Source organism: Bradyrhizobium sp. SZCCHNR1053 (assembly GCF_032381235.1).
GTDB lineage: Bacteria > Pseudomonadota > Alphaproteobacteria > Rhizobiales > Xanthobacteraceae > Bradyrhizobium.
Genome location: NZ_JAUHJM010000003.1, coordinates 233,150 through 255,560, shown reverse-complemented (window position 1 = coordinate 255,560; position 22,411 = coordinate 233,150). Strand labels below are relative to the sequence as shown.

At 66.2% G+C, this 22,411-nt stretch carries 26 protein-coding genes; 14 read left to right on the top strand and 12 right to left on the bottom strand.

The window, feature by feature from the left end; all coding sequences use genetic code 11:
* Nucleotides 1-16: 16 nt before the first annotated feature.
* The 4 genes from QX051_RS10320 to QX051_RS10305 all read right to left on the bottom strand — a co-directional run bounded on the left by QX051_RS10320 (nt 17) and on the right by QX051_RS10305 (nt 2,801).
* Nucleotides 17-1,363 (bottom strand): cbb3-type cytochrome c oxidase subunit I, encoded by a 1,347-nt coding sequence (locus tag QX051_RS10320; RefSeq protein ID WP_315776024.1) that lies wholly within the window; start codon nt 1,361-1,363, stop codon nt 17-19.
* Nucleotides 1,364-1,400: 37 nt separating this feature from the next.
* Nucleotides 1,401-1,853, bottom strand: a complete 453-nt coding sequence (locus tag QX051_RS10315; protein WP_315738510.1) for a cytochrome c — start codon at nt 1,851-1,853, stop codon at nt 1,401-1,403.
* A 102-nt stretch (nt 1,854-1,955) separates the two neighbouring features.
* On the bottom strand, nt 1,956-2,219 hold the full coding sequence (locus QX051_RS10310) for a cytochrome C oxidase subunit IV family protein (RefSeq protein ID WP_315755398.1): 264 nt from the start codon (nt 2,217-2,219) through the stop codon (nt 1,956-1,958).
* A gap of 3 nt (nt 2,220-2,222) precedes the next feature.
* Complete coding sequence (locus tag QX051_RS10305; RefSeq protein ID WP_315776023.1) at nt 2,223-2,801, bottom strand: cytochrome c oxidase subunit 3 family protein; 579 nt, start codon at nt 2,799-2,801, stop codon at nt 2,223-2,225.
* 119 nt (nt 2,802-2,920) lie between these two features.
* Between QX051_RS10305 and QX051_RS10300 the strand changes: the two genes are divergently transcribed.
* Both QX051_RS10300 and QX051_RS10295 read left to right on the top strand, forming a co-directional pair.
* Nucleotides 2,921-3,076, top strand: coding sequence for a hypothetical protein (locus QX051_RS10300; RefSeq protein WP_315738513.1), 156 nt, complete (start codon nt 2,921-2,923; stop codon nt 3,074-3,076).
* A gap of 52 nt (nt 3,077-3,128) precedes the next feature.
* Nucleotides 3,129-3,317 carry a hypothetical protein gene (locus QX051_RS10295; protein ID WP_315776022.1) on the top strand — a complete coding sequence of 63 codons (189 nt, stop codon included), beginning with the start codon at nt 3,129-3,131 and terminating at the stop codon, nt 3,315-3,317.
* A 6-nt stretch (nt 3,318-3,323) separates the two neighbouring features.
* On the opposite strand, the gene QX051_RS10290 is transcribed toward QX051_RS10295, so the two are convergent.
* Complete coding sequence (locus tag QX051_RS10290) at nt 3,324-3,569, bottom strand: hypothetical protein (RefSeq protein WP_315776252.1); 246 nt, start codon at nt 3,567-3,569, stop codon at nt 3,324-3,326.
* Between the two features lie 302 nt (nt 3,570-3,871).
* Between QX051_RS10290 and QX051_RS10285 the strand changes: the two genes are divergently transcribed.
* The 8 genes from QX051_RS10285 (at nt 3,872) to QX051_RS10250 (ending at nt 11,790) form a co-directional block, all read left to right on the top strand.
* Complete coding sequence (locus QX051_RS10285; protein WP_315776021.1) at nt 3,872-5,290, top strand: M20 family metallopeptidase; 1,419 nt, start codon at nt 3,872-3,874, stop codon at nt 5,288-5,290.
* 25 nt (nt 5,291-5,315) lie between these two features.
* The gene (locus QX051_RS10280) at nt 5,316-6,881 is read left to right on the top strand and encodes an amidase family protein (protein ID WP_315776020.1); all 1,566 of its coding nucleotides are present in this window, start codon (nt 5,316-5,318) and stop codon (nt 6,879-6,881) included.
* 258 nt (nt 6,882-7,139) lie between these two features.
* Nucleotides 7,140-7,907, top strand: a complete 768-nt coding sequence (modA, locus tag QX051_RS10275; protein WP_315772031.1) for a molybdate ABC transporter substrate-binding protein — start codon at nt 7,140-7,142, stop codon at nt 7,905-7,907.
* Nucleotides 7,908-7,919: 12 nt separating this feature from the next.
* Entirely contained in the window at nt 7,920-8,609 is a 690-nt protein-coding gene (gene modB, locus QX051_RS10270; RefSeq protein WP_315738519.1) for a molybdate ABC transporter permease subunit, read from the top strand.
* A complete protein-coding gene (gene modC / locus QX051_RS10265; protein ID WP_315738520.1) occupies nt 8,606-9,703 on the top strand; it encodes a molybdenum ABC transporter ATP-binding protein in 1,098 nt (365 codons plus the stop codon). Before modB ends, modC begins: the two co-directional genes overlap by 4 nt.
* Nucleotides 9,704-9,908: 205 nt before the next feature.
* Complete coding sequence (locus tag QX051_RS10260; RefSeq protein WP_315776019.1) at nt 9,909-10,769, top strand: xanthine dehydrogenase; 861 nt, start codon at nt 9,909-9,911, stop codon at nt 10,767-10,769.
* An 11-nt stretch (nt 10,770-10,780) separates the two neighbouring features.
* Nucleotides 10,781-11,371 (top strand): DUF2478 domain-containing protein, encoded by a 591-nt coding sequence (locus QX051_RS10255; protein ID WP_315776018.1) that lies wholly within the window; start codon nt 10,781-10,783, stop codon nt 11,369-11,371.
* The gene (locus QX051_RS10250) at nt 11,368-11,790 is read left to right on the top strand and encodes a LysR family transcriptional regulator (protein WP_315776017.1); all 423 of its coding nucleotides are present in this window, start codon (nt 11,368-11,370) and stop codon (nt 11,788-11,790) included. Before QX051_RS10255 ends, QX051_RS10250 begins: the two co-directional genes overlap by 4 nt.
* Here the strand turns inward: QX051_RS10250 and QX051_RS10245 are convergent.
* Entirely contained in the window at nt 11,699-12,178 is a 480-nt protein-coding gene (locus QX051_RS10245) for a TOBE domain-containing protein (RefSeq protein ID WP_315738524.1), read from the bottom strand. The two genes, QX051_RS10250 and QX051_RS10245, sit on opposite strands and share 92 nt — an antisense overlap.
* Before the next feature lie 21 nt (nt 12,179-12,199).
* Nucleotides 12,200-13,447: a phosphoglycerate dehydrogenase gene (gene serA / locus QX051_RS10240; protein WP_315738525.1), complete on the bottom strand. Its 1,248-nt coding sequence runs from the start codon at nt 13,445-13,447 to the stop codon at nt 12,200-12,202.
* A 289-nt stretch (nt 13,448-13,736) separates the two neighbouring features.
* Here serA and QX051_RS10235 point away from each other — a divergent pair, with 289 nt between their 5' ends.
* Nucleotides 13,737-16,391, top strand: a complete 2,655-nt coding sequence (locus QX051_RS10235; RefSeq protein WP_315776016.1) for a flavin-containing monooxygenase — start codon at nt 13,737-13,739, stop codon at nt 16,389-16,391.
* On the opposite strand, the gene QX051_RS10230 is transcribed toward QX051_RS10235, so the two are convergent.
* The 5 genes from QX051_RS10230 to QX051_RS10210 form a co-directional block, all read right to left on the bottom strand.
* Nucleotides 16,372-16,872: a DUF3147 family protein gene (locus tag QX051_RS10230; RefSeq protein WP_315776015.1), complete on the bottom strand. Its 501-nt coding sequence runs from the start codon at nt 16,870-16,872 to the stop codon at nt 16,372-16,374. The genes QX051_RS10235 and QX051_RS10230 overlap by 20 nt on opposite strands.
* Nucleotides 16,872-17,219 carry a DUF3147 family protein gene (locus tag QX051_RS10225; RefSeq protein WP_315776014.1) on the bottom strand — a complete coding sequence of 116 codons (348 nt, stop codon included), beginning with the start codon at nt 17,217-17,219 and terminating at the stop codon, nt 16,872-16,874. Before QX051_RS10225 ends, QX051_RS10230 begins: the two co-directional genes overlap by 1 nt.
* Nucleotides 17,216-17,851 carry a phosphatase PAP2 family protein gene (locus QX051_RS10220; protein WP_315776013.1) on the bottom strand — a complete coding sequence of 212 codons (636 nt, stop codon included), beginning with the start codon at nt 17,849-17,851 and terminating at the stop codon, nt 17,216-17,218. Before QX051_RS10220 ends, QX051_RS10225 begins: the two co-directional genes overlap by 4 nt.
* A gap of 95 nt (nt 17,852-17,946) precedes the next feature.
* The gene (locus tag QX051_RS10215) at nt 17,947-18,588 is read right to left on the bottom strand and encodes a 2-dehydro-3-deoxy-6-phosphogalactonate aldolase (RefSeq protein ID WP_315776012.1); all 642 of its coding nucleotides are present in this window, start codon (nt 18,586-18,588) and stop codon (nt 17,947-17,949) included.
* 1 nt (nt 18,589) lies between these two features.
* Complete coding sequence (locus QX051_RS10210; RefSeq protein ID WP_315776011.1) at nt 18,590-19,522, bottom strand: 2-dehydro-3-deoxygalactonokinase; 933 nt, start codon at nt 19,520-19,522, stop codon at nt 18,590-18,592.
* A gap of 71 nt (nt 19,523-19,593) precedes the next feature.
* Between QX051_RS10210 and QX051_RS10205 the strand changes: the two genes are divergently transcribed.
* From QX051_RS10205 to QX051_RS10195, 3 genes are all read left to right on the top strand, one after another.
* The gene (locus QX051_RS10205) at nt 19,594-20,418 is read left to right on the top strand and encodes a DeoR/GlpR family DNA-binding transcription regulator (RefSeq protein WP_315776010.1); all 825 of its coding nucleotides are present in this window, start codon (nt 19,594-19,596) and stop codon (nt 20,416-20,418) included.
* Between the two features lie 31 nt (nt 20,419-20,449).
* Nucleotides 20,450-21,586, top strand: coding sequence for an MFS transporter (locus QX051_RS10200; protein ID WP_315776008.1), 1,137 nt, complete (start codon nt 20,450-20,452; stop codon nt 21,584-21,586).
* A 271-nt stretch (nt 21,587-21,857) separates the two neighbouring features.
* Nucleotides 21,858-22,376: a nucleoside deaminase gene (locus QX051_RS10195; RefSeq protein ID WP_409997674.1), complete on the top strand. Its 519-nt coding sequence runs from the start codon at nt 21,858-21,860 to the stop codon at nt 22,374-22,376.
* Nucleotides 22,377-22,411: the final 35 nt, after the last annotated feature.

The window sequence follows — 22,411 nt, the reverse complement described above, 5'->3', positions numbered from 1 at the left end:
CGCCGCCTGCGGGATTTCACTCCGCCGGCTGCAGCGCGCCGGGGATCACGGGCTCCTTGGCGCGGCCGGGCACCAGCACGGCCCAGACGAACATCAGCGCCGCGATCGCCACGAACACACCGGAGCCGAGCCGCACCCAGTAGAACATCGCGAGTTGGTCCTGCACGTCCATGTAGCTCTGGCCGAGCACGCGCTGCAGATGCACCTGGATGATGCCGGCGAAGGTCAGCGCAAAGGTCATCGTCATCATCGCCGTGCACATGATCCAGAAGCTCGCCATCGAGAGCCACTGGTTATACGGCGCACGCTGGCGCAGTTGCGGCACGGCATAGGCCATCACGGCGAGGTTGAGCATCACATAGGCGCCGAAGAAGGCGAGGTGGCCGTGAGCGGCGGTCACCTGAGTGCCGTGGGTGTAGTAGTTCACGCTGGACAGCGTGTGCAGGAAGCCCCACACGCCGGCGCCGAGAAACGCCATGACGGAGCAGCCGACCGACCACAGCAGCGCGGCGCGATTCGGGTGCCTGCGTCCCGCCTTGAGCGTCATCTGCACCGTGAAGATCACCATGGTGAAGAACGGCGCGACCTCGAGCGTTGAGAACAGCGAGCCGATCCACTGCCAATAGCCGGGCGCGCCGATCCAGTAGAAATGATGGCCGGTGCCGAGGATGCCAGAGAACAGCGCCAGGCCAATGATGACGTAGAGCCACTTCTCCACCACTTCGCGGTCGATGCCGTTGAGCTTGATCATCAGGAAGGCCAGGATCGAGGCCATGATCAGCTCCCAGACGCCCTCCACCCAGAGATGGACGATGTACCACCAGTACATCTTGTCGACGGCGAGATTGGCCGGGTTGTAGAACGCGAACAGGAAGAAGATCGCGACGCCCCACAGACCGAACAGCAGGATGTTGGTCACCGTCGTCTTGCGACCCTTGAGCGCCGTCATGGTGACGTTGAACAGGAACATCAGGCAGACGACGACGATGCCGACCTTGATGATGAAGGGCTGCTCGAGAAACTCGCGGCCCTCATGGTAGTGGAAGATATAGCCGACGACGGCAGCCCCCGCGGCGCCGAAGAACAACCAGAACTGGATCTTGGCGAGCAGCGGGCTGTAGAGCTCGGTCTCGGTCTCCTCGGGCAGCAGAAAGTAAGTCGCCCCCATGAAGCCGATCAGCGACCACACGATCAGCGCGTTGGTGTGGATCATGCGGACGATGTTGAAGGGCAGCAGGACCGACAGCGTGTTCGGCAGCACGTAGATGGTGCCGGCGAGCAGGCCGAAGATGACCTGGGCGAGGAAGAGCGTCAGCGCGCCGTAGAAATACAGCATCGCGACCTTCTGGGTCTCATATCTCATCGCGGATCTCTCTCATGACGGGGGGCGGGATGCCGGCTCAGCCGGCCTTGTTCGGCGGCCAGTCCTGACGCTTGATCGTGTCGGCCCATTGCAGGAAGTCGGCGAGGTCGTTGAGCTCTTGGTCGGACAAATTGAACTGCGGCATCTGCCGGCGGCCGGGAGCGCCCGAGGGCTGCGACTGCATCCAGGATTTCAGCATCTCGCGCGCGGCGGCCGGGTCCTGTCTGCCGCCCCAGCGGTCCCAGACATTGCCGACCTCGGGCGCGAAATAGGCGCCCTCGCCGAGCAGGGTATGGCAATTGATGCAGGAGTTCTTCTCCCAGACGTGCTTGCCGCGTGCGACGCCGTCGGACAGCGTCGACGCATTGGTCGAGGTCGTGACCATGTAGTAGTGGCTGTGCGCTGTGAGCCCGAGGAAGATCGCAAAGAAGAAGGCCGAACCGCCGTAAAAGACGTTCCGCGCGGCCGACTTGGTCAGGCGTTCCGCCATGACACGTCCTTTCCGTTTGGTGAAGTTCGATGGTGTGAAAGCAATCTACCGGCAATGCCGAGGGGCTCTTTGTCGGAGCGCAACGAGCGCGGCGATGGCCGATCAGATGAGCGCGCGGATCGCGACCGCGAGCCCGGCAAGCGCAACGAGAGCCGCCAGCCACGTGGTGAGCAGGCCGCGCCACAGCGCGGGCGCATCGCGCAAGCCGAGAAAATCGAGCACGATCACCCTGCCCTTTGCCAATGCGAGCAGCAGTGCGGCCGCATCGACGAGCCATCGGCTCGGCAGCAGCAGCGACGCCGCAAGCGTCGCAATGGCAAGGGCCAGCAGTTGAAGCCAGGCCCGATCGAGACGGTCACGGAACATGGCTCAACCGACCAGATAGAGGACCGGAAACATGACGATCCAAACCAGGTCGACCATGTGCCAGAAGGCGGTCCCGGTCTCGACGCCATTGGCGGTGGCGCTGCGGCCGACGACGGCCAGGATGACGATGCCGAGCAGAACATGCAGGAGGTGAAAGCCCGTCAGTAGGAAGTAGAGCGTGAAGAACGGTGATGTCTCCATGCCCGCGCCAGCGGCGATCTCGCCGCCATATTCCGTCAGCTTGACGGCGATGAAAACGGCACCCAGCAACACGGCGAGCCCGAGCCAGCGCCGGGCGCTCCCGGTCGAGGCGTGCCGCACAGAAGCAGCAGCTCGCGCGGCGGCCCAGCCGCTGGTGACCAGCACGGCCGTGTTCACAGCGGCCAGGCGGCTATCGAGCATCGCCTGCCCGACCGCGAACACGACGGGGTTGAGGGCCCGCGCCACCACGAAACCGCCCAGCAGGAGGCCGAAGGCGACGAGCTCGCTGAGGATCAGCACCCACATCATGGCGTCGCCGGGCAGACCATCCAGCACGCCCCAACGTTCCTCCTGCTCCGGCTCACAAGCGAGCGCCGACATCCCTGCCTCCGAGTTGAACGTCGAGAGGCTAGTCGGACCGTCGGTTTGACTCTTTGTCGGCGCGCAAACAGCGGACCGGCGAGGCACGCTAAGAGCCGGCATCGTCAGGAGCAGATCCCATGACCGAAGCGCAGCTCGGCCTCCTCACCGCGACGCCGATCATCATCGTCTTTGCCGGCGCGCTGTGGCGCATGGGCGTGCTGTCGACCACGGGGACGGTGTCCGCGGTCGCGCTCTCCGTCGCGATCGCCTTGGTCCTGTTCACCACGCAATAGCCCGCCTGGAACCTTTGCCGTCCTCGCACGTCAGTTCGTGCGGAGGTGCCGCATGGACGACACACGATTTGCAGAGCTGCTCGGAAACGCCGCCATCGGCGTCTGGGGCGACATGCCGCGCGACATCCAGGAGGCGCTGTTCGAGACGGCGATGCGCGGTCACGACGATCTGAGGCACGAGCTCGCCAAGCTGCTTCACGACCGGCATCCGCGTACGCAACATCCGCCGCGTCCGGCTTGAGCGGTCTCAGTCGGGATGATCATCAGCCCGGAACTGTGACGGCTCGTCGTAACCCTTGCGGCTGCTGTAGAACAACAGCACCATCAGCCCAATTCCCACGATGAGCGAAAACACCACGCCGAGCGTGAGGGCGATCCATCCTTCTCGCGGCATCGGATCGCCCGGCAGGGTCAGCCCCTGATAGGCAAAGACGATGGCGGCTGCGAGAATCAGCAGCAATGCGACGATGATTGTGATCGGTCCAGCACGCATGGCGATCGTGCTCCTGGCAGCGAGAACCAAGCCCGCCCGCGATCGTTCCTCGGCGATCCCGGTAATGGCGCACGGCGATAGTTCCGAAATGTGAGAACGGGTCGTCGCGCTTCGCCTGACCTTGCGCTGCCGCAACCACCGCGCTGCATCCAATCGCGGCATCATCTGCTCAAAGGATGACGCGCTCGCCCTCGGCCTGGTGCATGCCGCATGGCTGCTCCCGCCCGGGATCGCTAGGCGCCCGGGAACTTAGCTGATACCTCTATCGGCTTCCCATCGGCAGCAAAGGACAAGGACCGGAGATGGACAACCGCAGCGAGATCTGGCGCGGCGTCGACGCGATCAAGACCCGTTTCATCGAGCTCAGCGACCGGGTGTGGAGCATGCCCGAGGTCTGCTACACCGAGGCCCGCTCGTCCGCCGAACACCTCGCCGAGTTGAAGCACCAGGGTTTTCGCATCACCGAGAAGGTCGCGGGCATCCCGACCGCGCTGATGGGGGAATGGGGCGAAGGCGGCCCGATCATCGCCTTCATGGGCGAATACGACGCCCTGCCCGGCCTCAGCCAGGAGGCCGGCGTTGCGGAGCACCGTCCGGTCGAGACCGGCGGCCATGGCCACGGCTGCGGCCACAATCTCCTGGGCTCGGCGGCGCTGCTCGCGGCCACCGCCGTGAAGGACTGGCTCGCCGCCAACAAGGTTCCCGGTCGCGTGCGCTACTATGGCTGCCCGGCCGAGGAAGGCGGCGCCGCAAAAGCCTTCATGGTGCGCTCGGGCGCGTTCGAGGATGCCGACATCGCGATCACCTGGCATCCGTCGAGCTTCTGGGAAGTGGTGATGACGCCCTCTCTCGCCAACACGCGCGCGGACTTCATCTTCACCGGACGCACCTCGCATGCGGCCGCCTCGCCCCATCTTGGCCGCAGCGCGCTCGACGCGGTCGAGCTGATGAATGTCGGCGTCAACTACATGCGCGAGCACATGCCGAGCGACGCCCGCGTGCACTATGCGCTGCTGGACACCGGCGGCATCGCGCCCAACGTCGTGCAGGCGCATGCACGGGTGCGCTACTCGATCCGTGCCCGAGACCTGCCCGGCATGAACGAACTGGTCGAGCGTGTGCACAAGATCGCACAAGGTGCGGCGCTGATGACCGAGACCAAGGTGGAGATGAAGATCATCTCCGCGGTCTCCAACATCCTGCCCAACACGCCGCTTGAAGAGGCGCTGTACGGGATCATGGAGGAACTCGGCCCGCCGCATTTCGACGCGACCGACAAGGATTTCGCCGGACAGATCCAGGCGACCCTGACCGACAAGGACATTGCCTCGGTCTATTACAGCATCGGCTTGGACCCGACCGACAAGCCGCTGGCCGACTTCCTGGTGCCGCTCAATGCCAAGCGCAATCCGCAGATCGGCTCGACCGACGTCGGCGACGTCAGCTGGGTGGTGCCGACGGTGCAGGTGCATGCACCGACCGTAGCGATCGGCACGCCGTTCCACACCTGGCAGGTCGTCGCGCAAGGCAAGACGCCAGCCGCGCACAAGGCCATGGTGCAGGCTGCCAAGGCCATGGCCGGCCTGGGCATCAAGGCGCTCAACGAACCCGCCTTGATTGCAGCTGCCAAGGCCGACCTGAAAAAGCGGACGATGCGCACACCTTATGTCAGCCCGCTGCCTGCCGAAGTGGAGCCGCCACTGATGATGTCGATCGCCTGAAACGTCAACCTTGGGGGGAAACACAATGGCGAGAACGGCAACAAAGAAGAAGCCGGCGGCGAAGACTGACAAACCTGCCCCGAAGCGCGCGGCCGTGACCGCCACGGTCAACAAGAAGCCCGTGAAGGCCAAGCCGCAGCACAGGCCACAAGCGAAGGCAGCCGCGCCAAGACCGCGGCTGCCGAAAGGACCGGTCTGGCAGTGGTCGGCGGTCGACACGGCAGCTGCGATCCGCGCCGGCGCGGTCTCCTCGGTCGAAGTGACCGAGGCGCATCTCGCGCGCATGCATGAGGTCAATCCGAAGCTCAATGCCGTCGTCGTCGATCTCTCCGAAGACGCCCTGAAGGCTGCGCGTGCGGCCGACAAGGCGCGGGACAAGAGCGGCCTGCTGCATGGCGTGCCGGTCACGATCAAGGAGAACGTCGACTACGAGGGGCGGCCGAATCCCAACGGCGTTCCATCGCAGATGGGGATCATCGCGCCGTCGGACGCGCCGGTCGTGCGCAACCTGAAGCAGGCCGGCGCGATCGTGCTCGGCCTCACCAACACGCCGGAATTCTCGTTCCGCGGCTTCACCGACAACCCGCTGCACGGGCTGACCTTGAACCCGTGGGATCCAGAGATCACCTGCGGCGGCTCGTCGGGCGGCGCCGGAGCCGCGGTCGCGGCGGGCATCGGCACCATCGCGCATGGCAACGACATCGGTGGGTCGCTGCGCTGGCCGGCGCATTGCAATGGCGTCGTGACCATCAAGCCGACGCAGGGCCGCATCCCCGCCTACAACGAGAGCGCTGCTGCCGAGCGACCGATGCTCGCACATCTCATGTCGTCGCAGGGGCCGCTGGCGCGCAGCGTCGCCGACGTCCGGCTGGCGCTGGAGGTGATGAGCCGGCGCGATCCGCGCGATCCGTGGTGGGTGCCAGCGCCACTGGAAGACGTGAAGCCCAAGCGGCCGGTCAAGGTCGCGCTCGCCAAGATCCCTGACGACATGGACGTCGATCCGTCCGTGCACGCGGCGCTGCGGCAGGCAGCGGATCATCTGGAGCGGTCGGGCTACCGGGTCAGCGAGGTCGAGGTCCCGGAGATCTCCGGCGTCTGGCAAACCTGGTGCGACATCATCACCAACGAGGTGGTGGTGATGCAGGAAGCCAAGATGCTGGCCGTGACGTCGGAGGATTTCCACAAGGCCTGGGGCGGGATGCGCGCCAAGGCCGAGATGCTCGACCTCGCCGGCTGGATGAATGCGACCGCGCAGCGCTCGACGCATATCCGTGCCTGGCAGATGTTCTTCGAGGACTACCCGATCGTGCTGGCGCCGACCACGGTCAAGCCGACGCCCGGTCCGCGCGACGACACCATCAGCCCCGAGCGTGTGCGCGAGATCTTCTTCAACGAGATCCGCTTCATCTCGGCGATCAACGTGCTCGGCCTGCCCGGCGCCGTCGTGCCGGTCACGGTCCACGACGGCCAGCCCATCGGCGTGCAGCTGATCGCCGGCCGCTATCGCGAGGACCTCGCGCTCGATGCCGCCGCAGCAATCGAGAAGCGTGCAGGAATGCTGGTGCGGCAGCTCTGGGAACGGATGGCTTAGTCCCGCTGCGGCCCGAGGATCGTGGTCCTCGGGCCGTCATGTTTCCGACACTGCCCGGCATCGATTGTCGAAAGTCGAACACTGACGCGCATCGCGTTCGCTCGAGATCGCCTCGGGTTGACGGGAACTGGCCGACCTGTCTATTTTGATGTATACGAATGGATATAGCTCGGCGCCGGCACTGGCCCACGCGTCGGAACGGGACTTGCAATTCACCGAAACGACCCCGCCTCGGTGGATACGAACAAGGACAATGCGATGAGATCGACACGCTCCCTCACCGCCGCTCTGTGCGCGGCGGCCATTCTTCTGACCTGCGCGACTGCGTTCGCCGGCAGTGCCAACGTCGCCGTGGCCGCCAACTTCACCGAGCCCGCCAAGGAGATCGCGGCGCTGTTCAAGGCCAAGACCGGGCACGAACTGGTGATGAGCTTCGGCGCGTCCGGACAGTTCTACACCCAGATCAAGGAGAACGCGCCGTTCGCGATCCTGCTCTCCGCCGACGACGAACGGCCGAAGAAGCTGGTCGACGAGGGCCTCGGCGTCGCCGGGAGCCGTTTCACCTACGCCATCGGCAAGCTCGTGCTATGGAGCAAGGACCCGAACGCGGTGAAAGGCGAGGAAACGCTGAAGGCGAACGCGTTCAACAAGCTGTCGATCGCCAATCCCACCGCGGCGCCCTATGGCGCCGCCGCGGTCGAGACGCTGAAGGCGCTGAAGCTCTATGAGACGATCCAGCCCAAGATCGTCCAGGGCAACACGATCTCGCAGGCGTACCAGTTCGTCGACACCGGCAATGCCGAGCTCGGCTTCGTCGCGCTGTCGCAGCTGATGCCGAACGCCGGCGGCTCGCGCTGGCTGGTGCCGCAGAATCTCTACGGCGAGATCCGCCAGGATGCCGTGCTACTGAAGGCGTCCGCCGGCAACGAGGCCGCCACCGCATTCCTGGCCTTCCTCAAGACCCCGGCAGCCCGTGCGGTCATCGAAAAGTTCGGCTATGCTCTGGATCCGAAGTCGGGCACCTGAGCATTCGGATTCATGAACCTCCACGTCTCCGCCGATATCTGGCAACCGATCCGGCTGACGCTCGAACTGGCAGCGCTCGCGACGATCGTCCTGATGATCGTGGGCACGCCGATCGCATGGTGGCTGGCGCGGTCGCGGGCGTGGTGGAAGGAGGCGGTCGCGGCACTGGTGGCGATCCCACTGGTGCTGCCGCCGACGGTTCTCGGATTCTACCTGCTGGTCGTGCTCGGCCCCAGCGGTCCGGGCGGCGCTCTGGCTTCGCTCTGGGGGGCGCGCACGCTGGCCTTCACTTTTCCGGGCCTGGTGATCGGCTCGGTCCTGTTCTCGATGCCGTTCGTCGTCCAGCCGATCCGCAACGCCTTCGAGGCCATGGGCGAAAAGCCGCTGGAAGCGGCCGCCACTCTGCGCGCCTCGCCCTGGCGCGTGTTCTGGACCATCGCGGTGCCGCTGGCGAGCCCCGGATTTCTCACCGGCGCCATCCTCGGCTTCGCCCATACCGTCGGTGAGTTCGGCGTCGTGCTGATGATCGGCGGCAACATTCCCGGCAAGACCAAGGTGCTCTCGGTTGCGATCTACGACTATGTCGAGACCTCGCAATGGACCGAGGCCTCCGTGCTGGCGCTCGGCATGGTCGTGTTCTCGTTCTGCGTCATTCTGACGATGATGCTGATCGAGAAGAAGATGACGCGCAGCGCGTCATGAGCACGGTCAGGGTCAATTTCCACGGCACGCTCGGTCGCTTCGAGCTGAACGCGCGCTTCGAGGTTCCGGCGCGCGGCGTGACCGCGATCTTCGGTCCGTCCGGTTGCGGCAAGACCGCGGTCATGCGCTGCATTGCCGGCCTCAACCATCTCGCCGGCGGGCTATGCTCCGTCGCCGGCGAGGTCTGGCAGGACGAAAAGCATTTTCGTCCCGTGCATCAGCGTCCGATCGGCTACGTCTTCCAGGAAGCCAATCTGTTTCCGCACCTCTCGGTCCGCCGCAACCTGATGTACGGCCATCCCGGCTCGAGCAGCGCGGCCGCGATCGGCTTCGACGAGGTCGTCGCGCTGCTCGGCCTTGGACGGCTGCTCGACCGCTCGCCGCGCCACCTGTCCGGCGGCGAGCGGCAGCGCGTCGCGATCGGCCGCGCGCTGCTCAGCCAACCGAAGCTGCTGCTGATGGACGAGCCGCTGTCGGCGCTCGACCAGATGACCAAGGATGAGATCCTGCCGTACCTGGAGCGGCTGCACGCCGCCCTCGACCTGCCGATCCTCTATATCAGCCACGACCTCGCCGAGGTCGAGCGGCTTGCCGATCAGCTGGTGCTGATGCGCAATGGCGCGGTCCTGGCTTCGGGCCCCTTGTCCGTGCTGCAGGCCGACCTGTCGCTGCCGCTCGCGCTGTCGCGCGACGCCGCCGTGAGCCTCGACGCCACCGTCACCGCCCAGGATACGGCCGATGGCATGGCGACACTCGAAGTCCCCGGCGGCCAGTTCCTGCTCCCGGCCGAGCCCCTCACGCCGGGGGCGCGCCGCCGCCTGCGCGTGCTCGCTGACGACGTCAGTCTCGCGCTGGAAACGCCGAGCCGCAGCACCATCGTCAACGTGCTCCGCGCCAGAATACTCGAGATCCGCAGCCAGTCGGACCACCGCGTCACGGCCTTGCTCGGACTCGGCGAGGATGGTCACGGCGCGCGGCTGCTGACGCGTGTCACCCAGCGCTCGTGGAATGAGCTCGGCCTGCGGGCGGGGCTTGCGGTCTATGCCCAGGTCAAGGGTGTCGCGCTCGTCCGCCGCGAAGAGCCTATCGCCTGAATCCAAACACCTGGCATTCGGCAACATCGCGCGATGTTGCATACGTGACAATAGCACCCCTCATGTTATATCGTAAACAATACAACTTCGGATGAGACAAAGCGGCAGGCGCTTTGATTTCGTCAATGCAATGAACGAGTTGAGCGGCAGGACATCGTCTGGCCCGGTGCTTGCTATCTGGATCTCGCAACAAGAGGTCATCAGCATGAAAGCCGCCGTCACCTGGCATCCGAACGCGCCCAAGCCGCTTGCGCTGGTGCTGGGCACCAACGAGATCGCCTCCGCCGTCGCGGCCAAGCTCAATCATGCCCGCTTCGCGGTCGTACTATGCCATGACGCCTTCCCGCCGGTGATCCGGCGCGGCATGGCCTTCCATGACGTCCTGTTCGGCGAGACGCGCGACCTCGACGGCGTGATCGGCTCCCGCGCCGAGAGCATCGCCGATGTCGTGCGGATTCACCGTGAGCCAGACCAGGCGGCCGTGACCGGGATGCATCTGACCGACATCATCGCCTTCCGCTATCCGGCCGTCATCATCGACGCCCGCATGCAAAAGCATCTGGCGACGCCGGATCTGCGCGGCGTCGCCGGTATCGCCGTCGGCATCGGGCCGCGTTTCGCGCTCGGGCACAATTGCGACATCGCGATCGAGACTCATCCCCGCGAGACCGGCACGATCTTGGCCCATGGCACGACGCGCGATGCGGACGGCAAGGCACGCGATCTCGGCGGCGCCGGCCGCGAGCGTTTCGTCTATTCGGACCAGGAGGCCGTCTGGCACACCCCCCTCGACATCGGCACCCGGGTCTACAAGGGCCTGCAGCTCGGCTCGCTCGGCGGCACGCCGGTGCTCGCACCGCTCGACGGCGCGCTGCGCGGCATCGCCCGCGACGGCGTACGCGTGCCGGCCAACGTCAAGCTGCTCGAGATCGATCCGCGCGGCCGTCAAGCCGCCTGGACCGGCATGGACGAGCGCGGACAGGCCATCGCGGCGAGCGTCGTCGCGGCCCTTCACCAGATCATGCAAACCGGTCGGAAGGCGGGCCGCGTCTCCGCCAACGTATGAGGAGGACTGCCATGGATGTCGCTGACGTCGGGACTTGTCAGATCGTGGCGCTGCAGGGCGCAGCGTCCAGCGTGATCCAGGAGATGCTCGGCGATTTCGCCACGCGGCTCGGGGACAATGGCCTGCGTGTCTCCGGCGTGATCGAGAGCAGCGCCGACAAGGCCAGGCCATGCAAGGCCATGATGCTGCGCAGCCTCGACGATGGCCGCGTGTTCGCGATCTCTCAGGATCTCGGCCCGGAGTCGCAGGCCTGCAATCTCGACCCGGAGGGCCTCGTGCTCGCCTGCGCCGCCGTGCAGCAGTCGATCTCGCGGGGCACCGACATCGTGATCCTCAGCAAGTTCGGCAAGCAGGAAGCGGCAGGAGGTGGCCTTGCCGATGCCTTCGGCTCCGCCATCGCAGCCGGCCTCCCGGTCATCACGGCGGTCTCACCGGCGATGATGGACGCGTGGACGCGCTTTGCCGGCGCGTTCGCCGAGCACGTTGACGCCGATATCGCGCACCGGCCGGGCTGGATCGAGGCGCGGTACAGCCGCTGGGTGACATCGCGAGCCACCCGTGACATGGTTGGCTCTCAACGCGAGCGGATCGGAATGGGATGAAGCGCGAAGCTCAGGTCGCATTGACCATCAACTTCGGCAATGGCGGCAGCCTGTGCCCGGAGGATCTGCTGCTGATCGATATCATCCGGAGGGAGCGCTCGATCCTCGGCGCCGCGCGCGCGAGCGGCATCTCCTACCGCAAATGCTGGCTGATGGTCGATGCGCTCAACCGCACCTTCGAGACGCCGGTGTTCGAGACACATCCGGGGCGCCGGGGCGGCGGCGCGGAGATCACGCCGTTCGGCGAGCGGCTGATCGCGCTGTACCGCTCAATGGAGCGGCGCACGCGCACCGCAACGGCTGCCGCACTCAGCGAGCTGCAGAAGGCTACGGATCCCCGCTATCAGAAGCGGGCCAGCGGCGCGGCCGAGGCAGCTCCGAAGGCCGAACCGCGCCGGGTCCGATCGCGACGCTCTTGATCATCGCCCAGGCGGACAGATCCGGCTCCAGCGCCAGCCGCTCGACCGACTCCAGCGTCACCAGCGCATGCAGCCTGGTCGCGCCGAGATCGAAGGTAACCCGTACGTAAGGCGGCTCGAGCGGCAGGATCTGCTCGATCCGGCCCGGCAGCCGGTTGGTGATCGACACGTCCATCGGCCGCGACAGCGCGATCGAGACGTCGCGGGCCTCGATGGTCACCGAGACGCCGGCGTCGATCGCCGCGTCCACCATCGGCACGCGCAACTCGCCATCGGCAAAGAACAGCGTCGACATGCCATATTGCGGATCATGGCGCAGCACGCGCGCGGGAACCGTCGTGCTGAGAACGACGGACGAGGCTGAAGACGATGCAGACTGGCCGGTCATCGCGCAGCAGCCTCCACGGCCTCAAGGCCGGTCGTGATCATACAGCACGCGAACGCGGATCGTGCCTTCCACCGCGCGCAGCTCCGACAGCAGCGCCTCGCCCTCGCCGCCGACCACGTCGGTTTCGAGCACGACATAGCCGACCTCGGGATCGGTCTGAAGATATTGCGCGAGGATGTTGATGTTGTGCCGCGCCACCGCCTCGTTGACCTGGCGCAGTACGCCCGGCACGTTGCGGTGGACATGGATGAAGCGCGTGCCGGTCGGGCGCGCCGGCAATTGTACCTGCGGGAAGTTGACGGCGCCAAAAGTCGAACCGACGTCGGAATAGTCGATCAGCTTGCGCGCGACCTCGCCACCAATTCGGTCCTGCGCCTCTTCGGTGGAGCCGCCGACATGCGGGGTCAGGATCACGTTGGGCAGGCCCTGCAGCGGCGAGACGAACGGATCGGCGTTCGATGCCGGCTCCGCCGGGAACACGTCGACCGCGGCGCCGGCGAGCTTGCCCTCGCGCAGCGCGCTGGCCAGCGCTTCGATGTCGACCACGGTGCCGCGCGAATTGTTGATCAGATAGGCCCCGTCCTTCATGTGACGGATCTGGCGCTCGCCGATCATGTTGGCGGTCGCCGGCGTCTCCGGCACGTGCAGCGACACGACGTCGCTCATCGCTAGCAGCTCATCAAGGCTCTCGACCGGCTCGGTGTTGCCGTGGCGGAGCTTGTCGGTGAGATCGAAGAAGATCACCCGCATGCCCATGGCCTCGGCGAGGTTCGACAGCTGCGAGCCGATGTTGCCATAGCCGATGATGCCGAGCGTCTTGCCGCGCACCTCTCGGCTGCCATTGGCCGACTTGTCCCAGCCGCCGGCATGCGCCGACACCGAGCGCGGGAAGATTCGGCGCATCAGCATCACGACTTCGGCGATCGTCAGCTCGGCGACGCTGCGGGTGTTCGAATAGGGCGCATTGAACACGGGGATGCCGAGCCGCTTCGCGGCATCGAGATCGACCTGGTTGGTGCCGACGGAGAAGCAGCCGACCACCATCAGCCGGTCGGCGGCCTGCAGCACGTCGGCGGTGAGATGCGTGCGCGAGCGAATGCCAAGCATGTGCACGCCCGACAGCATACGCTTCAACTCCGCCGAACCGAGCGCCTTCGGCAGCCGTTCGATTTCCGTATAGCCATTGGCCTCGAACATGCGGACGGCCGAGTCGTTCACGCCCTCAAGGAGCAGAACGCGGATCTTTTGCTTGGGCAGCGATAGCGGCATGGGCCTGGCCTGATTCAGTCGTGGATGTGGCGTAGTGTAGCGGTTGTTACAGTCGCGATGCGTTGAAACTTGGTGAATGCGACGCGGCAGGAACGCTTTCTGTCGCTTTCCCAGGGTCTTGTCCACTCCGCACAGGCATTTTGACCGGCGATGCAAAATCAGCGCCTGGCATACCGGCCGCACCGCACGGCCTGCACTGCAACAACCGGAGATCGCTGTTTTGGCTGCTGACAAACCATGCGAGCAGAGCTAGCCTTTCTTCCAATCACAAAATCATCGGGAGGTCAGCATGTCAGACGGGGTTGTCGAGACACGCGCGTCGGAGGTGTCGGCCGGTGAAACGCAGACGGTCGATGTCGCCGTCGTGGGTGCCGGATTTGCGGGGCTGTACCTGCTGCACCGCCTGCGCAAGGCGGGCTTCTCGACCGTGACGCTGGACACGGCAAACGACGTCGGCGGCACCTGGTACTGGAACCGGTATCCCGGCGCGCGCTGCGACATCCAGACCGTCGACTACAGCTACACCTTCGATCCCGAGCTCGAGAAGGCCTGGCAATGGTCGGAGAAATACGCCACCCAGCCGGAGATCCTGCGCTATCTCGGCTTCGTCGCCGACCGCTACGATCTGCGCCGCGACATCCGCTTCGGCACCCGTGTCCTCGGCGCCTCCTGGGACGATGCCAAGGAGCGCTGGCTGCTGACGACCGACAAGGGCCCCGCCGTCTCCTGCCGCCACTACATCATGGCGACCGGCTGCCTGTCGCAGCCGAAGCCGCCGGAAATCGACGGTGTGCACGACTTCAAGGGCGAGATCTACTTCACCAGCCGCTGGCCGCATGACGGCGTCGACCTCCGCGGCAAGCGCGTGGCCGTGATCGGCACCGGCTCCTCCGGCATCCAGTCGATCCCGCTCATCGCCGAGCAGGCAGCGCAGCTCACGGTGTTCCAGCGCACGCCGAACTTTGCGCTCCCTGCGCATAATGGTCCGCTCCCGGCCGATCGCGCCGCGCAGCTCGCAGAGGATCACAACGGGCTGCGCGAGCAGGCGCGCTGGTCGATGACCGGCGTGCCGATTCCGCCGGCCACCGAGTTCAGCTGGCAGATGAGCGAGGCCGAGCGCCGCGAGCGCTTCGAGAAGCTGTGGGCCTCTGGCGACCTCGTCGGCATGCTGACACAGCTCTGGGCCGACCAGGGCGTCGACCCCGACGGCAACGCGCTGCTCGCCGATCTCATCCGCGAGAAGATCCACGAGATCGTCAAGGATCCCGAGACCGCCGCAGCGCTCACGCCCCATGACCATCCGTTCGGCGCCAAACGCCCCTGCCTCGACACCAACTACTATCAGACGTTCAATCGCCCCAATGTCACGCTGGTCAATCTGCGCCAGGAGCCGATCGCGTCCATCACCGCTGATGGCATCAAGACCGACAGGCGCAGCTTCGACATCGACGTCATCGTGTTCGCGACCGGCTTCGACGCCATGACCGGTGCGATCCGCGCCGTGCATCCGATCACCGGGCGCGGCGGCAAATCACTGGAGGATGTCTGGGCCAACGGACCGCAAACCTATCTCGGACTCACGATCGCGGACTTTCCCAATCTGTTTCTGATCACGGGTCCCGGCAGCCCGTCAGTGCTGTCGAACATGGCGGTCTCGATCGAGCAGCATGTCGACTGGGTGGTCGACCGTCTCATCGCCCTTCGCGAGGACGGCTTCACCACCATTGAGCCCACGGAGACCGCGCAGGCCGGCTGGGCCCGCCACATGGCAGACTGCGCGACCGTGACGCTGCATCGGCTCGCCAACACCTGGTACACCGGCGCCAACGTGCCGGGCAAGCCGCAGACGCTGATGCCTTACACCGGCGGCGTCGGCCCCTATCGCGGCATCTGCAACGAGATCGTCAGCCGCGGCATGCTCGGCTTCAAGCTGTCAGGTCCGAACGGCGCGTCCCAATGCAATGACGGCGAGATCGTGCGGCTGCAGCCGGATGTCCGGCTGGTGCTGAACATGCTGGCCGAGATGAACCTGCCGCCGATCGAATCGATGGGCGCGGCCGGCGCCCGTGAATTCGTCGCGCAGTTCAACGCGACGAGGCCGCCGGGACGTCCCGTTGGCGAAGTCAAGGATGGCACATTGCAGGGCGCTGATGGTCCCCTGGCCTACCGGCTCTATCGTCCGGCGACGCCCGGCCCGCATCCGATCGTGGTGTACTTCCATGGCGGCGGCTGGGTCCTCGGCGACGAGCAGTCGGACGATCCGTTCTGCCGCGACATGTGCCGCCGCTCCAACATGATTTTCGTCAGCGTGAACTATCGCCATGCGCCCGAGCACCGCTTCCCGGCGGCGGCTGAGGACGGCTATGCGGCGACGCGCTGGGTGGCCGAGCACGCCGCCGAGCTCGGCGGACGCGAGGGACCGGTGCTGGTGGCAGGGTGGAGCGCCGGCGGCAACATCGCTGCGGTCACCTGCCAGCTCGCGCGAGATCGCGACGGGCCTGATATCGGCGGCCAGCTGCTGCTGTGCCCGGCCACCGACTGCAGCTTCGATCGTCCGTCCTACACGGAGAATGCGACCGGCTACTTCCTGACGCGGTCGCTGATGTACTGGTTCTGGGACATCTACTGCTCGCCGGCGGATCGCACCGATCCGCGCGCATCGCCGTTGCGGGGCAAGCTGCAGGGCCTGCCGCCGGCCTACATCGTCACCTGCGAGTTCGATCCGCTGCGCGACGAGGGGATTGCCTATGCGGAAGCCCTCGCCGCCGCGGGCGTGCCGGTCGGACAGCTCAGGGCGCACGGCCACTTCCATTCGTCGTTCATGATGGTCGACGTCGTCATCACCGGCGTCGGCGGCCGCATGCGGATGGCGGAGGCGCTGCAGGCGTTCACCCAGTCTGCGGAAGAAGGCGAATCGCTGGAGATCAACGCCGCCGCGAGCTGACCAGCGGAGGCTGCGGCCGAGCAGTATCGCAACGGCCCGCAGCCTTGCGGGCCGTTGCTGCGACGCGCAGCTTGCGTCGGATCGCCCACGCTGTCACCGAGACGACGAGCCACGCCGTCGCTGCGGCGGCGAAGGCGGTCGCGACGCTTAGCTGAACCAGCATGGAGAATACGGCCGCGAACGCCAGCATGCCGAGGCTGCCGAGCACCGCGCCTACGGTGTCGAGCGCAGCCGCTTCGCGTCCGCGCCGCTCCCCGAAGAATCCCTGTTGGCGCTTGCGCCTGATCTCGTGCGCCTCGATCAGGGTGACGCTGGCGCAGAAGATGGCGGGCAATGCCAGGAAGAGGCCGCCGATCGCAGGACCGAAGGCCTTGGCAATGAGCCCCGCGGCGACTGTCGCGGCGCCGCCCAGCGCGAAGCGGATGACGTATTCGTGCCACTTGCCGTCCTTCAGCGCCGAGGGCGAGATGCGGATCAGCATCACGCGCCTCCAGAGAAGACCGCCTGGAGTCCGAGCGCCGCCACCAGCCAGACGACCGTCGCGAGCAGGCTCGCAGTCAACGCGCGCAGATGCAGCCGCATCAGCAGTTGGCACACGATCATGCTGTAGAGACAGAGCGCGACGGCGCCGAACATCATCGAACGGCTCTGGACCGCCGCGTAGGCGGCGTCATGTGTGACGATCGCAATGCCAAGCGTCGCCAGCGCAACCGAGGGCGCGGCTCCGAACAATCCGGCAAAGCTCTTCGGACGCAGCACGTCGCCAATCATCGCGAATGCCGGAACGATGACGCCGCCGATCAGGAAGCGGATGACGTATTCGGTCATGTCCGGCTTGCTCCCGGTGGTTCGTAGCCGGTCCACGGGCGCAAGCTGCGCTCGAGGGCAGCGCCGAGCATGAATCCGACAACGACGTCGCTGGCCCAATGCGCCAGCAGCATCACGCGCGTGATGCTGAGCCCGACGGCAGCACTCCTCACCGCAATCCTTGCGCGTGCCGGCAGCGGACCGGCGGCGGAGTAGAGCGCACCCATGTGCAGCGCATGTCCCGAGGGAAAGGCGTCCTGTGCATGGCCGGACGGCGCCACGCCGTGGAGATGGCCGCGCAAGGTGGTGCGATCCGGCCGGGTCTGATCGAAGATGGCCTTCAAGGCATGCGGCAGAGCCGAAGCCGCAACCGTGACCACCAATGCATGAGTGGTCGTCGCACGAACGCGGCTGCTTTGGCTGCGCGTCACCAGCCAAGCCACCGATGTCAGGGCCAACCACACCTTCTCGTCCGCACCCCACGCGAGGCCGCGTGCGAGCTTTTGCAGCCACGGCTCCGTGGTTCGTGCAGCTACGTCCGCAATGATGCGGTCCGCCTTGGTCGGCTCGACGTGGATGGCCGTGGCGGAACTTTGCTTGCGAGAGGGCACCGAAATTGCCGGTGTGATCTTCTTCCCGATGGCGCGGATCATGGCACTTGCGAAGGACGAACAATATGTTCACCTACAACGCCGAGCCCTCACAACGGGTTTCGGGAACAGTCACGAAACTGTCACGAGTTACCAGCTCAGCCCTGACCGCGAATAGCCTCGTCATACGCCTCGACCGAGGCTCGAGCTGTCTCCCGCACATCGCTCGCGCTCATGCCCGGCTTGTACAGGCTCGAGCCGAGACCGAAGGCGCGCACGCCGACGGCGACGTAGGAGGCGAGCGTCTTGTCCGACACACCGCCGACGGCGCCGACCACGACGCCTTTCGGCAGGACTGCAAGTTGCGCTGCAATCCCCGACGGACCGAGCACTGACGCCGGAAAGTATTTCAGGGCCGAGGCGCCGCAATGCAAAGCCAGAAAGGCCTCGGTCGGCGTGAAGACCCCGGGCATGGTCACCATGTCATAGGCCTGCGCCGTCGCCAGCACTTCGACGTCGACGTTCGGGCTGACCATCAGGCGCCCGCCGGCCTCCGCAACGCGCACGCAATCCGCGGCATTGACGACCGTTCCTGCGCCGATCAGGCAGTCCTTGCCGAACCGAGATGCCAGACGCTCGATCGAGACGAACGGTTCCGGCGAGTTGAGAGGAACCTCGATCAGCTCGAAACCGGCTTCGATCAGGACATCGACGATGGCCTCGGACTCGTCGGGTTTGATACCGCGCAGGATCGCAACGAGCGACCGCTTCACATGCGGCCAGGCGACGGACTGTGTCATTTCAGAAACGCGCTCCCCAGATCTGCCGCGCGGCCTTGAGCAGGCCGCGGCGTGACGCCTGTTCGGCATCGCATTCATTCACATCGAAACCAGCAGCGGCCAGCGCCTCGCGATAGAGGCGGCCGAGCCGGCCCGCTCCGATCAACCGGAGTGGAAGCTCGGCGCCGAACCGCGCGCGCGCATCGGCGATTTCGCTGCCGATCAGAATCCCGGAGAGCCTTGCAGCTCCATCGGACCGCCGCTCGAAGCCGAGGAGCTGCGCCGCGCGCAGCCGGAACAGCGCGTTCGTCAGTGCCGTCGGCGCGGCCAGCGCCGCCGCGAGGCTCTCGCGGAACGCCGTGTCGTGCTCGACGGTCGAGGCTTCCGGTTCGACGGCATGCATGAGGATGCTATGCTGAGAGACCACCGCGAACAGCTCACCGGTCATGTAGGTGGCGAAGTCGATCACCACGCCGGCATCGATCTGGATCCATTTGCTGTGGGTGCCCGGAATGCAGACGATCCCGGTGAATTCCGGCTCGGTGACGCCGAGCAGCTGGGTTTCCTCGCCGCGCATCACGTCCGGCCGGTCCGCGCGAACCTGCGCCAGTCCCGGCAGAATTCTGACGTCGCGGTCGGCGTCGACACTGATCGCTCCGGCATACAGCGCATCCAGACGGGTGGGCGTGTGCAGATACGGCGCCTCGACCCAGCCTTGCCGCGCGCCGGCCATGCCGCAGATCAGCACCGGAACATCGGCCGGTGCGGCAAGCTTCGCCAGATGATCACGCAGCACCGGCGCGAAGCCTGATGTCGCGCAATGCAGCATGCCCCCGCCACCACGGCTCTCGGCAAGCTCCGTCCCGTCTCCGGCCATAAGCCAGGCACGGAAACTGGAGGTTCCCCAGTCGACGGCGACAAAGGCCGGCGTTGCTGACGAATAGACGGCGGTCACATCCTGCTCCCGAACACTTCCACATCTGGCAATGGCACGCCGGGCGGGCCACGCAAACAACAAATTGCATCATGCACGATTATGCACGTTGTTGTTCTTGTTCATGCATGGTAACAAGCGGCATGTCAGACCTTCCACTGGCGCGCCGCGACCAGATCGCCGGCCGCCTCTCTGCGGGGCAAGCGGTCATCGCGACCGCCCTCGCCGACGAATTCGGCGTCTCCGAGGATGCGATCCGGCGCGATCTTCGCGCGCTTGCCGCCGAAGGACGCTGCCGCCGCGTGTATGGCGGCGCATTGCCGATCGTCGGCGGCATGGCACCGATGGCGGCGCGTATCGGGCAAGATCGCGAACGCAAGCTGGCGCTCGCCCGGTCGGCCGCCCGCAGCATCGCGCGTGGGGAGTTTCTCTTCCTCGATAGTGGCAGCACCAATCTCGCCCTCGCTGAAGTCCTGCCCGATGATTTCGATCTCACCGTCGCGACCAACGCCATCGACATTGCCGCAACCGTGCTGCATCGGCAGGACCTGCAGTTGATCGTGATCGGCGGCTCCGTTCACCCCGCAGTCGGCGGCTGTGTCGACGCCGACGCCATCATGCAGGTACAGCGCTTGAACATCGACCGCTGCTTCATCGGCGCCTGCGCTGTATCGGCGCAAGGCGGCATCAGCGCGGTTGATCCGACTGACGCAACGTTCAAGCGAACGCTGCTGTCGCTGAGCCGCGTAAGCGTCGCAATGGTCACCAACGAGAAGCTCGAGACCCGAGCCCCCCACCGTATCGCCGGCGCCAAGACGATCAGCCAGCTCACCGTCGAGCATGATGCGCCGGCGGCCCGACTCGCCCTGCTCAGACGGGCGGGAGCTACCATCATGACCGCCACCCCGCCCGGATGACGGCGCCTTCGGAGTTTCAGGAATCTTCCAGATGAGTTCGGATCACCGCGCGGCGCGGCTCGCGACACGCCTGGCCTTTTTCGTCGCCGGCTTCGGCATCGCCTGCTGGGCGCCGCTGGTGCCGTTCGCCAAGCAGCGGCTGGGGGTCGACGATGCGACGCTCGGGCTGCTGCTGCTCTCGCTCGGCGTGGGCTCGGTCGCATCGATGTTGGCGGCAGGTCTCCTGAGCGCCCGCTACGGCAGCAAGCCCGTCGTCATCGTCAGCGGCATCGCCTTGAGCATGCTGCTGCCCCCGCTGACGATCGCCTCAACGCCAGCCACGCTCGGGCTTGCGCTGTTCGCCTTTGGCGCGGCGCTCGGCTCGCTCGACGTCGCCGTGAACATCCAGGCGATCGACGTCGAGCGGCTGAGCGAGCGTCCGCTGATGTCCGGCTTCCACGCGCAGTTCAGCATCGGCGGCTTCGCAGGCTCCGGCGTCATGACTGCGCTGCTCGCGTTCGATGTCGCGCCGCTGCTCGGCACGCTCGCCTGCTGTGCGCTCGCCCTGGCCACGATGACCGTGGCTGCCCCACGACTGATAGCGAGCAAACCGGCGCAATCGGGCCCTCTGCTCGTGCTTCCTCACGGCGCAGTGCTGCTGCTGGCGGCGCTCGCCGCGATCATGTTCCTGGTCGAGGGTGCGATGCTCGACTGGAGCGCGCTGTTGCTCGCCGGGTCGGGCCGCCTGCCGGCCGCGCAAGCCGGGCTGGGCTACATCATGTTCTCGATCGCAATGACCGCCGGGCGTCTCGTCGGCGATGCCGTGGTTGCACGGATCGGCGATCGCGCGACGTTACTGGGGGGCAGCGTCATCGCGATCACCGGCTTCGTCGTGCTGCTCGCGGTTCCCTGGATTGTTGCTGCCATGGCCGGCTTCGCGCTGATCGGCTTGGGTGCATCGAACCTGGTCCCGGTGCTGTTCCGCCGGGCCGGCGCGCAGACCGCGATGCCGGTCGGGCTGGCCGTCGCCGCCGTCACCACCGCCGGCTACTCCGGCGTACTGCTTGGGCCCGCCGGCATCGGCTTCGTCGCCGCGGCCACCAGCCTGCCGGCCGCGTTCTGGATGTTGGCCGCACTACTCGTCATTGTGCTTCTGAGCGCACCACGCGTCGTAGCTGCGCCAAATTAGGAACGAGCCCGGTGCTTGGCTTTGATACGCATCTCATGCCCCAGCCAAGAGCAGAATCGGACGCGCCCCCAATATCGTCACTCTCATTCTCATCATCGTCGGCGCGGCGTAGACGGCAATCCTGGAATCCGCGCTCGCGGCCATCGTAGCCTGCCCGCCTGCCCCGCTTCGTGCGCCGCCCCGCAACGCAGGTTGCAGACATCGCCTCCCTTGCGAAGCTCGTCCGGACGGCTCAGGATCGCCGGACAGACAGCGGAGCAGTCTAGTGGAGATCGATGGCGAGGCCCCTGCGGACGAAGACGGATTTGCCGACACACAGGCGCGCGACGCGCATTTCCTGCGCCACAGCTTCGCTGTCGCCCTCCGCTCGATGTCACACGGCAATCACCCGTTCGCCGCCATTCTCGTCGATGCTGACGGCAGGGTCCTGATCGAAAGTGAAAACGGCTACCTGCCAGCGCGCGATGCCACAGCGCATGCAGAGCGACTGGTCGCGACGCAGGCCTGCACGTCGATTGCCCCCGAGATCAGAGCTGTGGCTACGCTGTATTCGTCGGCAGAGCCGTGCGCGATGTGCGCGGGCGCCATCTACTGGGCCGGCATCGGACGCGTGGTCTACGGCCTCAGCGAGCGGCGGCTACGCGACCTTACCGGCAACCATCCGGAGAACCCGACGCTCGACCTGCCCTGCCGCGAGGTGTTCGCGAGCGGCCAGCGCGCAACCGAGATTGTCGGCCCCTTGTTGGAGGAGGAAGCCGCGGCGCTGCATGAAGGAGCCTGGGACAAATGAAGCAGGCGCCGCGACCGAGCCGCGGCGCCTTCTTC